This window comes from Photobacterium kagoshimensis (genome assembly GCF_050337045.1).
Taxonomy (GTDB): domain Bacteria; phylum Pseudomonadota; class Gammaproteobacteria; order Enterobacterales; family Vibrionaceae; genus Photobacterium; species Photobacterium kagoshimensis.
Map to the genome: position 1 here is coordinate 34,885 of NZ_JAKJSO010000019.1, position 15,033 is coordinate 49,917.

At 47.7% G+C, this 15,033-nt stretch carries 11 protein-coding genes; 2 read left to right on the forward strand and 9 right to left on the reverse strand.

The features are described 5' to 3' along the window. Positions 1–23: 23 nt before the first annotated feature. From parE to nudF, 5 genes are all read right to left on the reverse strand, one after another. Positions 24–1,907, reverse strand: coding sequence for a DNA topoisomerase IV subunit B (gene parE / locus L4C35_RS17665; RefSeq protein WP_428464131.1), 1,884 nt, complete (start codon positions 1,905–1,907; stop codon positions 24–26). A gap of 83 nt (positions 1,908–1,990) precedes the next feature. Then, the gene (gene yqiA / locus L4C35_RS17670; protein ID WP_428464132.1) at positions 1,991–2,584 is read right to left on the reverse strand and encodes an esterase YqiA; all 594 of its coding nucleotides are present in this window, start codon (positions 2,582–2,584) and stop codon (positions 1,991–1,993) included. Between the two features lie 2 nt (positions 2,585–2,586). Continuing rightward, on the reverse strand, positions 2,587–3,411 hold the full coding sequence (cpdA, locus tag L4C35_RS17675) for a 3',5'-cyclic-AMP phosphodiesterase (protein WP_428464133.1): 825 nt from the start codon (positions 3,409–3,411) through the stop codon (positions 2,587–2,589). Between the two features lie 105 nt (positions 3,412–3,516). Continuing rightward, positions 3,517–3,963, reverse strand: a complete 447-nt coding sequence (locus tag L4C35_RS17680) for a DUF1249 family protein (protein WP_428464210.1) — start codon at positions 3,961–3,963, stop codon at positions 3,517–3,519. Further along, positions 3,948–4,592, reverse strand: coding sequence for an ADP-ribose diphosphatase (gene nudF, locus L4C35_RS17685; protein WP_428464134.1), 645 nt, complete (start codon positions 4,590–4,592; stop codon positions 3,948–3,950). The genes L4C35_RS17680 and nudF overlap by 16 nt, the downstream gene beginning before the upstream one ends. Positions 4,593–4,878: 286 nt before the next feature. Here nudF and tolC point away from each other — a divergent pair, with 286 nt between their 5' ends. Continuing rightward, positions 4,879–6,180, forward strand: coding sequence for an outer membrane channel protein TolC (gene tolC, locus L4C35_RS17690; RefSeq protein WP_428464135.1), 1,302 nt, complete (start codon positions 4,879–4,881; stop codon positions 6,178–6,180). Between the two features lie 106 nt (positions 6,181–6,286). Here the strand turns inward: tolC and hldE are convergent, their stop codons facing one another. From hldE to L4C35_RS17705, 3 genes are all read right to left on the reverse strand, one after another. Beyond that, entirely contained in the window at positions 6,287–7,717 is a 1,431-nt protein-coding gene (gene hldE, locus L4C35_RS17695; protein ID WP_428464136.1) for a bifunctional D-glycero-beta-D-manno-heptose-7-phosphate kinase/D-glycero-beta-D-manno-heptose 1-phosphate adenylyltransferase HldE, read from the reverse strand. 86 nt (positions 7,718–7,803) lie between these two features. Next, a complete protein-coding gene (glnE, locus tag L4C35_RS17700) occupies positions 7,804–10,686 on the reverse strand; it encodes a bifunctional [glutamate--ammonia ligase]-adenylyl-L-tyrosine phosphorylase/[glutamate--ammonia-ligase] adenylyltransferase (protein WP_428464137.1) in 2,883 nt (960 codons plus the stop codon). 142 nt (positions 10,687–10,828) lie between these two features. Further along, on the reverse strand, positions 10,829–12,430 hold the full coding sequence (locus L4C35_RS17705) for a methyl-accepting chemotaxis protein (RefSeq protein WP_428464138.1): 1,602 nt from the start codon (positions 12,428–12,430) through the stop codon (positions 10,829–10,831). 167 nt (positions 12,431–12,597) lie between these two features. On the opposite strand from L4C35_RS17705, the gene L4C35_RS17710 reads away from it, so the two are divergent. Continuing rightward, positions 12,598–13,416: a potassium channel family protein gene (locus tag L4C35_RS17710; RefSeq protein WP_428464139.1), complete on the forward strand. Its 819-nt coding sequence runs from the start codon at positions 12,598–12,600 to the stop codon at positions 13,414–13,416. 75 nt (positions 13,417–13,491) lie between these two features. Here the strand turns inward: L4C35_RS17710 and L4C35_RS17715 are convergent, their stop codons facing one another. After that, complete coding sequence (locus tag L4C35_RS17715; RefSeq protein ID WP_428464140.1) at positions 13,492–15,006, reverse strand: CYTH and CHAD domain-containing protein; 1,515 nt, start codon at positions 15,004–15,006, stop codon at positions 13,492–13,494. Between the last annotated feature and the right edge of the window lie 27 nt (positions 15,007–15,033).

The following is a 15,033-nucleotide window of genomic DNA, read 5'->3' on the forward strand; positions in this document are numbered from 1 at the left end:
CCACCTGAACGTAACGCTCGCCGTTACACTTCAGCCATATCGCCTTTGTCTTGCAACCAGTGACGACGGTCTTCTGCACGTTTTTTACCTAGCAGCATGTCCATCATCTCGTTGGTTTGGCTGTCATCATCTATCGTGAGTTGCACCAAGCGACGCGTATTTGGATCCATGGTGGTTTCACGCAGCTGGAGTGGGTTCATTTCACCCAAACCTTTAAATCGCTGTACGTTCACCTTGCCTCGTTTGCTGCTCAGACGCTCTAGAATGCCGTTCTTCTCGCCTTCATCAAGGGCGTAATACACTTCCTTGCCTAAATCGATACGGTACAGTGGCGGCATTGCGATGAAGACATGGCCTGCTCGTACTAGCGCTTCAAAGTGCTTCATGAACAAAGCACACAGCAAGGTCGCGATGTGAAGACCATCGGAGTCCGCATCGGCAAGGACACAGATCTTACCGTAACGCAGGCCGCTCAAATCATCGCTGTCAGGGTCGATACCCAAAGCCACAGAGATATCATGAACCTCTTGCGACGCTAATACTTGGTCAGCAGAGACTTCCCAGGTATTCAGAATTTTACCACGCAGCGGCATGATCGCTTGGAACATACGATCACGTGCTTGTTTGGCAGAACCACCCGCCGAGTCCCCTTCCACTAAGAAGAGTTCGGTGCGGTTTAAATCTTGTTGCGAACAGTCGGCCAGTTTCCCCGGCAGTGCTGGGCCAGAAGCCACTTTTTTACGCACGACTTTCTTGCTGGCACGCATACGGCGGTGGGCATTGGCAATACACACTTCCGCTAGTTGTTCTGCAAGTTGCGGACGCTCATTCAGCCAGAGGCTGAAGGCATCTTTAACCACACCCGATACAAACGCCGCACATTGGCGTGACGACAAGCGTTCTTTGGTTTGACCGGCAAACTGGGGATCTTGCATTTTCACCGACAGCACGTAAGCACAGCGCTCCCAGATATCATCGGCGGTTAACTTCACCCCACGCGGTAGCAAGTTACGGAATTCACAGAACTCACGCATCGCATCAAGCAAGCCTTGGCGTAAGCCATTCACATGCGTACCGCCTTGTGCGGTAGGAATGAGGTTAACGTAACTTTCAGTGATCAGCTCACCACCTTCAGGCAACCATAACAGCGCCCAGTCAGCCGCTTCCGTTTGTGCACTGAACACACCAGTAAACGGCTCTTCAGGCAATAAGGTATAACCCTTTACGCCTTCGGCTAGGTAGTCTTTCAAGCCATCTTCATAACACCAACGAATGGTTTCATCGGTGTTTTTGTCGGTAAACACAATCTCTAAACCAGGGCAAAGTACCGCTTTGGCTTTTAAATTGTTTTTCAAACGAGTGGCTGAGAATTTAGGACTATCAAAGTAGCTCACATCAGGCCAGAAATGTACACGGGTACCTTTGGCACGGCGGCCACAAGTTCCTATCACTTCAAGTTCTGATACTTTATCGCCATTTTCAAAGGCAATTTGATACACCTGTCCATCACGCTTAACCGTGACTTCCACGCGCTTTGATAGGGCGTTCACTACCGAGATACCCACCCCGTGCAAACCACCTGAGAACTGATAGTTCTTGCCCGAGAATTTACCACCGGCATGGAGCTTACAGAGGATTAACTCAACCCCTGACACCCCTTCTTCAGGGTGAATATCGACAGGCATACCACGCCCATCATCGGTAACTTCTAAGGATTGGTCCGCATGGAGAATGACTTCAACTTTGCGGGCATGGCCGGCTAATGCTTCATCGACACTGTTATCGATCACCTCTTGACCTAAGTGGTTAGGGCGTACCGTATCAGTGTACATGCCGGGACGGCGGCGTACTGGCTCAAGGCCATTTAGAACCTCAATGGCTCCAGCGTTATAGCTTTGATCTGTCATATCACGGAAGTTTACGAGAAAATTTTGGCAACAATAGTCAGTAACCCCAGCTCAGTTGTCAAGCTGAGGTCGTTATAATCGGCTCAAAGGCCAAGAAATTGAATGATGTCGGCAGGAAAGCGTTCAAATCCGACGAAGCTATGATCTCCGTCAGCTTCAACCGTTTGTTTACAGTCGGCATATTTAGCGACAGCTTGGCGATAGTCGAGCACTTCATCGCCCTCTTGCTGGAGCAACCACAGTTGTTGGGGACGAGCAACGCGCGCGACATCCATTAAGCGTAGTTCATCCATATGATGAGGCGCTAAGTAATAGTGCTCATCAGTGTATGGATTTATTTGCTCACCTAAAAAGTCGGCCAGTAAATCATACGGTGTTACCGCAGGGTTCACTAGCACCGCAGGGAACTGGTAGCGATCATTCAACCAAGTTGAAATATAACCACCTAATGAACTGCCCACCAGCCCGATACGGAAGTCTGGCGCGAACGCTTGCACCGTATTATCAATGAACTCCGCCGCTTGGGCGGGGTAACACGGCATCTGCGGGATCTCAACCCGAATATCGGGACGATATTGGCGACAATAATCCAGCATTTGCTGTGCTTTCAATGACTTTGGCGAGCTATTAAAACCATGAATATATAGTAACAACGGCTTTTTTTGTGGTGTTTCCATCATTAGTACCCTGCGGCATCGAATTGTGGCGCAAACTGTGGCCCTTGCACACGAGACACCTGTGTATGGATATCACCGTTATTATAAAGCTCTAAATAACGCCAACCTGGGTTGACTTGGTCAAGCGCAAAGTCATTCGAATCAGGCAAGAATTGAATGCATGTTGACGGTGTCGCAAGCACTCGAACATTACGGTACATACGATCAAGTTCTTGATGAATATGACCACACAACACCGCTTTCACTTGTGGGTACTGATCCAGTACATACCACAGCGCTTCGTTATTATGTAATTGATGTTGATCCAGCCAGTAACTTCCCGCTTCTAACGGGTGGTGGTGCAATAATACCAAGGCATGACGCTCTGGGTGGGCACTTAATGCACTGTCTAGCATTTCAAGTTGTGCCGAACTCAAGGCGCCATGTGGTACACCTGGTACTTGGCTATCGAGTAAAATAACTTGCCAATGATCGCCCGCAAGCACTTGCTCACAAGGTTTTATCTGCGGTGATGGCAACACGGAACGCATGGTCGGTTGGTAATCATGATTACCTGGAAGCCAAAAACAAGGTTGTTTCCAACGGCTAATGCCGTCAGCAAAGCGCTGATAGGAGTTTTCACTGTGATCTTGGGATATGTCTCCCGTGGCTACAATCGCATCAAATGGGCGCGCAGCACCGTCTACAGCATCAAGCACTGCATGAAAACTTTTCTTTGTTTCTATGCCTAATAAGCTTCCTGATATGTCATCAAACAGATGCGTATCAGTAATTTGAAGCAAGACAACCTTATCTGGACCTTGCTGAGGCAACGTATACGTCTGCAAAATCGTTTAAATCCTGTAATGTCTCAATGTATGTACGGGTAACCACGAGAGGGGCTACCACTCATTGTCCCAATCTGATTTTTTATGGTAGTTACCAATAGAATATCAACAAACTGACTGTTTGCTGATGCCGTTTTTCAGGCAATAAGCTAACCAATCCCCAAGAAAGCGGTTAACTTGATGTTTTTCATCTTGTTGGTGCATTCGCATATTGGGGTAATCATACCTTGGCTTCAAGCGAGAAATCTGCTGCGCCGAACACACTTCTGCTACTCGTGCATCGTGGTATAAGCGAATAATCAGGTGCGGATGCATATAAGTTGGGAGTGATGCTTCGTCTTGCTGGAGCAGTTCGATCACCGTGGTATAGCGCGTCGACTCAGTAATGGTTATCGAATATTCATGACCCAAAACTTGATACGCACAGCTCTCTCCTACCTCATCAGATTTTGGTAGTAATGGAAGCAGCTTCGCATAGTTGGTTTCATACAAACGCATGATACCCGCGAGATCGACGGTATAGCGGTTTTTCAAACTTAATCCTTGCACCATTGGCGTTGAAGACGTAAATAATTCAGCTGCAACCATTGTAGCGCAATGATAGAAGCTGCATTTTCTATTTTACCAGATTCTACCCACTGATAGGCTTGTTCTCGCGAAACAACATGCACACGAATATCTTCACCTTCTTCAGGTAAGCCATGAATCCCCTCTGCGAGCTGGCTTTCAACACGGCCCACAAACACATCAAGGGTTTCAGAGCAGCCACCAGAACTGGCGAGGTAGCGGGTGATTTTTTCCACCTCATGCACATCGATACCCGCTTCTTCTTGTGCTTCGCGACGAGCAACCTCTTCTGAGATTTCATTCTCTTCGATCATGCCAGCCACCATTTCAAGTTGCCATGGTTCACAATCAGCGGCTAACGCACCAATCCGGAACTGTTCGACAAGTACAACCTGATCGTGTTTCGGATCATACGGCAGTAACACCGCAGCATGACCGCGTTCAAACATTTCACGATTAAGTTCACCACTCCAACCGCCAGAAAAAAGCTTATGCTTGAAGGTGTAAGACACCATTTTGAAGAAGCCCTGATAAAGCGGCTTTGTTGACAAAATTTCGACATCATCCTTGGTATACACTACCTGCGCTGACACTGTGGTGGAATCTTTGCTCATGTTTGTGTTCTCCTTTAGCACTATTTTTCCACTCAAGTTGAATATCAGCAATGATTTTATTCAACATTTTTGATAATTATTGTGATTTTATTTAAGTCGTATAATTTTTTATATCGCTTACAATCTTATACAGTAAGATCAATGATGTGATTCAAGTTTACGAACCAGACTTCACACTAAAAAATGATTATAAGTAAAATAGCGAATTGATCAGTTTACTGTCAGTATTCTTTCGTTACACTGATCGCTTGCACTATTTTGACTGTCAGGACCAGGAAAGGCATCCATGAAAAAATTGCTCCCACTCTTTATGAGCGTAGCCCTAGGTAGCATCAGCCACTCAGTATTGGCCGATGACCTTGCCGAAATTTATCAACAAGCGAAACAAAATGATCCGCAACTATTAAAAGCGGCTGCGGACAAAGATGCGTCATTTGAAGCAATCAATTCATCGCGTAGTACTTTGCTGCCACAGATCAATCTGAATGCAGGTTACAATGCCACTGAGCTAGCAGATAATAATGCGTCAAACGACAACGGCTTTAACGCTGGTGTGACCCTTAGCCAATCTATTTACAACCGTGCTAGCTGGGTAAACCTAGACATTGCTGAGAAAAAAGCGCGCCAGAGCGATGCTTCGCTAGCCGCAACACAGCAAGGTTTGATCCTACGTGTTAGCCAAGCATATTTTGATGTGCTTAAAGCGATGGACGATCTTGAATTCGTTCGTGCTGAAAAAGCTGCCGTTGGCCGTCAGTTAGAACAAACCAAACAACGTTTTGAAGTGGGTCTTTCTGCGATCACTGACGTACATGATGCACAAGCACAGTACGATACCGTGCTTGCCGATGAAATCTTGAAAGAAAACGCGTTAACCAACAGCTATGAAGGTCTACGTGAGATCACAGGTCAAGAGCACACAGATCTAAACATTTTGGATACCGCTCGCTTCTCCGCTAGCCGTCCACAATCTAAAGTGCTGCAATTGATCCAAGACGCTGAAAAAGAAAACCTGTCGCTACTAACCGCGCGTATCTCACAAGATATCGCACGTGATAGCATTTCATTGGCTGAATCTGGTCACCTACCAACCCTCGGCTTTAATGCAGGTTACAACTACAACGAACTGGATCCAACATCTTCTGATAACGGTAAATTAACGGCGGGTATTCGCCTTGACCTACCTGTATACAGCGGTGGTAAAACAAGTTCTGAAGTAAAACAAGCGCAATTCTCGTACGTGTCAGCGAGTGAGCAACTGGAAGGTTCTTACCGCACTGTTGTTAAAGATGTTCGTGCATTCTATAACAACATCAACGCTTCTATCGGTGCACTTCGTGCTTACCAACAATCTGTCATTTCAGCGCAATCGGCACTGGAAGCAACAGAAGCTGGCTTTGAAGTGGGTACCCGTACTATCGTTGATGTACTAGATTCAACCCGTCGTCTATACGATGCAAACCGCCAATTAGCGAATGCACGTTACGACTACATTCTAAGCCAACTTCAGCTAAAACAAGCTGTTGGTTCGCTTAACGAGCAAGACGTTGCAGATATCAACGCTGGCTTGATCAAAACGAAGAAGTAATTCTGCGCTCATCGCTGTCAGGTTTCGGCAGCGATCATCAGATAAGAAAAAAGCGCCTATCGGCGCTTTTTTCTTATCCGCTGACCTCTTTAAGGCCAATCACCGATTAACCACGACCACCACGGATCGCTTCGATGATTTCAGTAGTAGAACAGCCATCTTCAAAGTTCAGCACCAAGACTTGACCACCCGCGGCAATCACTTCTTGGCCGCCTGCAATCTCTTCAGGTTTGTAATCGCCACCTTTCACTAATAGTGTTGGCAGGATTTCACTGATCAGACGCTGCGGGGTTTCTTCGGTAAAAGGCACCACCCAATCAACCGCACCTAAACCCGCCAGTACCGCCATGCGACGATCTTCAGGGTTCACTGGACGGCCAGGGCCTTTCAGCGCTTGTACCGATGAATCTGAGTTTACCGCCACAATCAGGCGATCGCCCAATTTTGCCGCTTCGTTCAAGTAAGCAACATGACCGGCATGAAGAATATCGAAACAGCCGTTAGTCATCACCACTTTCTCACCACGCGCACGCGCTGTGAGTACCGCTTGTTTTAGCTGATCTTCTGCAATCACGCCAAAGCCGCTATCTTGGCTGCCGTGAATAGCATCAGTCAACTCGATAGTCGATAGGGTTGATGTACCTAGCTTAGCAACCACAACACCTGCCGCTGCGTTCGCAAGCTTACATGCATCAGACAATGATTTCCCTGCGGCAAGCGATGATGCCAGCACAGAGATAACCGTATCGCCTGCACCTGTCACGTCGTACACTTCTTGTGCTTGGGTTGGCATGTGCAGTGGTTCTTGGCCACGTTGTAGCAAGGTCATACCGTGCTCACTGCGAGTAACCAATAACGCTTCAAAGTCGAATTGTTCCATTAAGGCAAAGCCTTTTTCAACAATATCGGCATCGCCATTGACTTTACCGACCACGGTTTCAAACTCAGACAAGTTTGGTGTCAGTAAGGTTGCACCACGGTAGCGTTCAAAATCAGCCCCTTTCGGGTCAATAAGAACAGGCACACCCGCTTTACGTGCCATTTGGATCATGGTTTGGACATGTTCCAATGCACCTTTTGCGTAATCCGACAAGATCACCGCTTTCACTTGCGACAGTGATTGCTCAAGGCGTGGCATGATCAAATCAGGGTCCACATCGTGGAAGCCTTCTTCGAAATCCAAACGGATCAACTGCTGACCGCGGCTCATCACGCGTAATTTGGTGATGGTTGGGTAATCTGGCAGCGAAACAAAGTCACAACGCACTTTTAGCGATGATAGCTTTTCCGTCAAGGCTTTCGCTGGCTCATCAATCCCGGTTAAACCCACTAAGCGAGCATGACCACCAAGGGCTGCAATGTTCATTGCGACGTTTGCTGCGCCACCTGGACGTTCTTCAATCTGATCAACTTTAACTACGGGTACTGGCGCTTCTGGCGATATACGCCCTGTTGGCCCATACCAGTAACGATCTAGCATGACATCACCAACAACGAGTACATCAGCTTGATCATAATCAGGAAGAGTCAATTTCATTTTTATCTCCGGGAAAGTGAAAACTGCGAAATAGTATCACAAAGCAAAAAAAGCAAACACTCACCCAGTGCTTACTGTTCATTAAATTATTCGGCTAACGTATCAATACTGTCGTTTTTAACCAAATACTGTTGCCAAACTTGGCGAACAACCGCCCGTTCGGCACTAAACTGCTGCTCATCAACGTAAGCGGATTGCCCCAATAAGTTTAAGCGATGAATCGCGTCACGCATGGCACAATACGCCGACTTAATGGCTGTCACTTGTTCTGGTGACATTTGATTATGCTCGGCCATCGTATCGAAGATCCGCACATTGTCAGACCAATGCGCTAACGCAGGGTTCTCATAAGCATGTTGTAAGACCAAGTATTGGGCAATAAATTCAATATCTGTGATGCCGCCTTCATCTTGCTTCAAATCAAATAGGCCCGCTTTTTTGCTACCAAGGTGATCACGCATCTTATGGCGCATCTCAATCACCTTTTGACGCAGTGCAACAGCGTCACGCTCTTGCATCAAAGTCTGTTGGCGCACTTGCGAAAAGCCTTGTTGTAATTGCGCATCACCATAAATTAAACGCGCCCTCACTAAGGCTTGGTGCTCCCACGTCCATGCCTCTTGCTGCTGGTACTCATCAAAGGCCTCTAAGGTACTCACCAATAAACCTGACGCCCCTGATGGTCGTAAGCGTACATCGACTTCGTATAACACCCCCGATGCGGTGCGGGTCGAAAATAGGTGCACAATCCGCTGCGCTAAACGCAAATAGAACTGACGCCCATCGATTTCTTTCTTACCCGTGGTGTTCACGTTTGCAGGACAATCATGCAGGAACACCAAGTCTAAATCTGACCCATAGCCGATTTCCCAGCCACCTACTTTGCCATAACCAATAACGCCAAAACCTTTACCATCACGCCCTTCAAGGTGGCTTGGTGCGCCATATTTCTCGACCATTTGCAGCCAAGCCTGATTGACCACCGCTTCCACGATGGCTTCGGCTAAATAGGTTAAGTGGTCACTCACTTTCATCAGCGGCAATGCGCCCGCGATATCGGCCGCAGCAATGCGTAACAGTTGCGCTTGCTTAAACTGACGAATCGCTTCCATCTGTTGCTCCATATCCTCTTCAGGGATACGAGCCAAGTACTCTCGCAATTCTTCACGGTACTGATGCAGCGGGGTTGGGTTATACAAATGCTGCGGATCAAGCAACTCATCCAGCAAAATCGGGTATTGCGCCAGCTGCTCGGCCACCATAGGACTGGCCGCACATAGGCGTACTAATTGGTCGAGTGCGGCAGGATGTTCACCGAGCAACTCCAAATACGTGGTCCGGGTGGCAATGCGAACAATCAACTTGGTCACTCGCCCTAACACTTGCGCTGCATCAGGACGATTGACGATGCGGCTCAATACACACGGCATCAGGGTCGCTAATACTTCACGTCCACGAGGCCCTAAGGTACGTTTCGCTAATTCAGCTTTCATCCCCAGTAAAGTACTGGTTTGCTGGGCGGGGTCGTGCACATCCAGCTCAGCAAAGATCGATAACAGTACCTCTTCATCTTTACTCATTGCCCACAACTCTTGGTATTGCGGACTCGCAACACAAGCGCTATCACTCTCATCTTCATCACTACCGACGATAGCATCAAACACCTGATGAACATCCGCCATGTGCTGCTCTGTACTGGTTAACAGCTGTTGCCAGTCCTCAAAGCCCATCGCAATCGCTAAGCGCACTTGATCAAGTGGCTTATCGGGTAAGGTTTGGGTTTGTTTATCATCAATGGCTTGCAGTAAGTTTTCGAGTTTACGTAAGAAACAGTAACCGCGTTCGAGATCATCAACTTGTTCAGGCGGTAAATAACCTTGGTGTTTAATCGCTTCCAGTGTTTCAAGTAACCCTCGACCACGTAAACTGGGTTCTCGACCGCCACGAATAAGCTGGAAAGATTGAGCAATAAACTCCACCTCCCGAATACCGCCTGCGCCCAATTTAATGTTGTTACTGAGCCCACGACGGCGGACTTCGCTGCTGATCATCGACTTCATGCGGCGCAAAGCTTGAATGGCGCTAAAATCGATATAACGGCGAAACACAAACGGACGCAACATCTGACGCAATTCTTGGTACTGGCTAAAACTTTCACGCCCCATCACCCGCGCTTTGATCATCGCGTAGCGTTCCCAATCTCGGCCTTGCTCTTGATAGTAATCTTCTAACGCTGCATAGCTCATTACCAACGGACCACTGTCGCCAAAGGGGCGCAAGCGCATATCCACTCGATAGCAAAAGCCATCAAAGGTTTGCTGATCTAACGCTTTGATTAAGCGCTGACCTAAACGGGTAAAAAATTGGGCATTGGCGATACTGCGGCGTCCGCCTTGGGTTTCCCCATTCTCAGGGTAAGTAAAAATCAGGTCGATATCCGATGAAAAGTTCAACTCGCCACCACCAAGCTTGCCCATCCCTAAGATCAGCATAGGTTGTGCTTCCCCCTCGGCATTGGTTGGCGTCCCCCACTCGCTGCAACATTGCTGATACAGCCAATGGTAGGCTTGCATGATCAAGGCTTCAGCGAGCATTGAAAGATGCTCCAAACTATCGAGTAACGTCGATTTCCCCATAAAGTCACGCCAAGCTATCCATACCATTTCTTGGCGACGAAAAGCGCGAAGTTCACGCATCAGTCCCGCTTCGTCACTCACAAGGCTTAACCGTTCAGCCAATTGCTCGCGGTAATCATTACAACGCGAACCCTCATCAAGATGTGTCGCAAGCCAAGGAAGTAAGCGACCATCACGCACCATAGCGGAACTAATAAAGTCGCTGAATCCAAGCGCTTGCATCAATTCTGATTTACGTGACTCAGGCCACTGTGCCAACGCATCAGGGTGGGCACTTTGCAGTTTTTCCCACGCTTTGACTGATGCGGCTTGCAAACGCTCGTTGTGATTCATGACTCGTCCTCGATCTGTTCCTTGATGAATGCTAAAGCAGTAACGCTTTAAAATACCACAGCTAGTCGCTGGGGATAAGACAACAAAACGCCCGCAATCGCGGGCGTTATATCAACGTATTTACATCCGCGCTGACATGCAATTACACATGGAACGCCTGAATTTTTTTCTCTAAATCTGCCGCTTGCTCTTGCATCACATCAGAGGTTTCTGACAATTCAGTCACCACAGTCACAGAGGCTTCTACGAGCTCACGGACGTTACTCAAATTCTGGCTCATCTCTTCCGCCACCGAGCTTTGTTGCTCTGCGGCTGAAGCGATGTGGAAATTCATATCGTTAATGTTCGTCACTTGCTCAACGATTTTATCCAACTCGCCACCCGCATTCGTGACCAACTCAACCCCTTCGGCGGCTTCCACCACGCTTTGCTCCATCAGCGATACCGCTTGTTGGGCACTGTTTTGCAGCTGAGTGATCATGTCTTGAATTTCCACGGTTGCCGTTTGGGTACGTTGGGCAAGGTTACGCACCTCATCAGCGACCACCGCAAAACCACGCCCTGCATCACCGGCGCGCGCGGCTTCAATGGCTGCATTCAATGCCAGTAAGTTGGTTTGTTCAGAAATACCTTGGATGGTCACGATCACGCTACTGATTTGTTCAACACGACTTTCAACCTGATTCACCGCACCCGCCGATTGGCTGATGTCTTGTGATAATTGGTTAATCGTGCCGATTGTTTCAGACACAAAACGCTGTCCCTGCTCTGCTTGTTCAGACGTCCCTTCGGTAGCGTTCGAAGCTTGACGTGCATTATCCGCCACGGTTTGCACCGTTGAGGTCATCTCGCTCATGGCTGACGCCAGCTGATCAATCTCAGCAAATTCTTCTTGCGAGGACTCTTTGGTCTCTATCATGCTGATCGACATCACTTCAGCCAACCCCGACAACTCGGAGGATGCTTCACGCTGATTACAAATGACATCACGCAGTTGGACGCGCGTTTGTTCCAGTTCACGCGCCAAATCGCCATACTCATCTTTGCATTCCATCACGATAGGCTGAGACAAATCGCGCTGTGCCAAACGTTTAATGCTGTCTGCTAGGTAATTAATTTGGCGAAGCATAATACTGGAGCCCCCCAATAGAATCACCATGAACGACACTATCATCAGACCGGTTTGCCACGCGACTTGGACTAAGTAATCGTTATAGTAGCTATCAGCCTCAGAAGATGGCTGCGATGCGACTAACACCCAATCCAAATTAGGCATAGTCACCGCATGTTCAAATCGTTCACCTTGGCCTAGAACAATATCCCCCGAGCCTTGGAGTTGTGATAAGTAACCCGATAGCGAACCGCCTTGGTCCAATTGACTACCCAGTTGATTGATGGAGCGCGCACTAGGGTGACCGAAAACAGCCCCTGTGTCACGCTCGACCAAGTACAAATAAGCGCCGTCGCCAAAGCTATTTTCTTGCGCGAGAATGGCGGTCTCAGCTAAATGTTTTCCATTATCACTTTGCGTTAACAAGGCGCTCAATAAAGCGACATTGGCATTGGCGACTTCTTTTGAACGGTCTTGCTGGATCTTAACGACACTTTGGTAAAACGTATTAGCGTCCCACAACTGCTTACCAATCAATAATACGGTACTGAATACCATCAGTAACACTAACTTAGGCACTAAACGGATATTAGTGATCCCTTTTTCCCATGGCTTAAAAACCAACGTTGCCATTCTCAATCTCCCTATTTAATAAGCTCGCGAAACCCGACTATTGATGCGTTATAATATTGTTCGCACAGACATTGCGCTGGGTATTCACTCAAGTGCCGTGATTATACTTTCACAAGCTAAATTCATTACGACCATATTATATGTCGGCAGCTCATAGGGAAAATTGAATGTCTAAAAAAGTCGATGTCATCAAACATGAACTTAATCCTATGAGTTTGATGTCACTGGTTTTATCGATTGTATCCTTAGCCATAGTCACCAGCTTAATTTTCATTCCTAAGACTGATAACGTTTATACCCTGCTATTTGGTATTGATACCTTCATTTGCCTGTTCTTTTGGTTTCAACTGCTTACTGATTTATTCAGAAGTAACCAAAAATGGGCCTATCTCAAAGTTCACTGGATTGACTTTGTTGCCAGCTTGCCCGTGATTGAACAAGTCCGTTTTGCTCGGGTTATTCAAATTTTCCGAGTAATGCGCTTAATCCGTTCAAGTAATCAGATCCTCCATTACATTCGCAGTAACCGCCGAGAAGCGACCGTGGCTTCCATTTTCTTGTTACTGACGTTGCTGGTTACTGTAGGTTCTGCACTGATGCTAATGATTGAAGGGGATATTCCTGAGTCTAATATTCATGATGCCAGTGATGCGCTATGGTGGGTGTTTGTCACGATTTCCACCGTCGGCTATGGCGACCACTACCCGGTGACCACACTGGGGAAAATATTGGCTGCTGCGATTATCGTTTGTGGGGTAGGCTTATTCGGTATGGTGGCAGGCTTAGTCAGCTCTATGATTTCCGACCCAGGCAAGCTTAAACATGAAAAAGAGCAAGAGCGCCTGCACCAACAAGAGTGGCAACAAATGTTAGCGATGCAGCAACAGCTACTGCAACGTTTAGATCACCTGGAAGAGCACATGACCGCGGATCGAGTAAGAGACCAAGAAACGACAATTAACGCCACGCCACCAGCCACTAAATAACGCTAACCACATAAACAAAAACGCCGCCAATGTCATGACACTGGCGGCGTTTTTATCAATTAAAGCAGTATAGCGCTATGGCCAATATGGCGATAACTCGATGCCGATCTGGCGTGTTTGGTCCATCGCATGCAGCAGTGATTCCTCACGACGCTCCAACCATTTTTCCATTTGCACTAAGTCGTCATCTTGGTGTTCAGCCAATAATGAGCGGATCGGTTCAAGCTGGCGCAGATCTTCAATACCGCGTAACAGATCAAGCCAAGGCATTCTAAAGCCAGCACGCTTGTCTTCATCATATAAGTGAGCAAAGCATAGCCCGCTCATCAAGTTACGGATCAATCGAGGTTGTTGATCGCAGTATTCAACGCGATCAAGCTGGCGCTCAGCAGGGAAAACATCCTGCAACTCTTGCCAAGAACGCGCTAACGTTGCATCAGCATAGGGCTTCACGCTGCCTGCAAGCTTAGTGCGCCCTTTATCATCCAAAAACGGCTGCCAGCCTCGGCTTAAAATCCAACGGCTTAAATCGAGCAATAGATTGCAGTAACGCGACGATTGCATCAGTGCCAGCATCGCCTCTTCATCAGGCAAAGCTTCTTGACGTTCATGCAGTTGCTTCACTAGCACTTTTTGGGCGTTCAGCTTGCGCAGCATATAAGCTTTGTCTGCTAATAGCTGTTCAATGCTTGCCGCTTCATCTAGCCATTCTAACTCGCCTTCAAGCCATTGCAGTTCTTGGCGTAATAACGCGCTCGCACGACGAGGGATCATGCCGCCAAACAGAACAAAAACCTGGCGAATTAAACCCAACGCCTGCTTAATTTGAATTAAAGCATTGGCATCTTGGCGCTCGGCATAAATTTGCTCATGGCGATGCCAGTGATCTAGCGCATGCTCTAAAGTGCGTACAAATACCGTTTCAACCGATTCATCAGCACGTAATGGCATGAAATCCAGCGTGGTGATTTCATCTCCCTGATAGCCTGACGCTAAGCGATAACCTCGTGCTGCTTTGCTCAAGCTCCCCAAACGCATACCGCCTTCGGTACAAAGCTCACGTGCTAGCGTAAACAAGGCATCGGTTTGACCTGATTTCAGCTCAAGCTCAACTTCACAAATGGGATCGGTTAAGCCGTTTGTGCTCACCTCACCTTGGTCGAAAGCTAGCTCGATTTGACTGCCGTCAGGCATTGCAATTAGCCATTGCTGACGTTCAAAATCAGTCGAAAAAAGCGGCTGAAGCTGTTGCTGTACATCAGCAACCACAAAAGACTCAGGCCATGCATCAGCGGGATGCAGACTAAGGTCAGGATCAGTGCCATTGGTTTCAGCGTTGTATTCTGGGCGTTGGTGCAAACCTGCAACCACACGTCCTGCTGTCTTCAATGTCTGGACAAAAACATCATCAAAACGACGGACCCGAAGGCCAATATCGTGCTGGCGAAGAATTTGGTCTGGGGTGTCGAAGTAAATGTTCCCTAACATTCGACTACTTTGTTGCAGAATTTTCGCTTGTGATATTTTGCTCAACAATTGACTCGAAAATTCTGGTGAGACGAAAAACTTCAGTTCTATCTCGGTTTCCATATGGGTACCTATAAACAGTGGCAAACC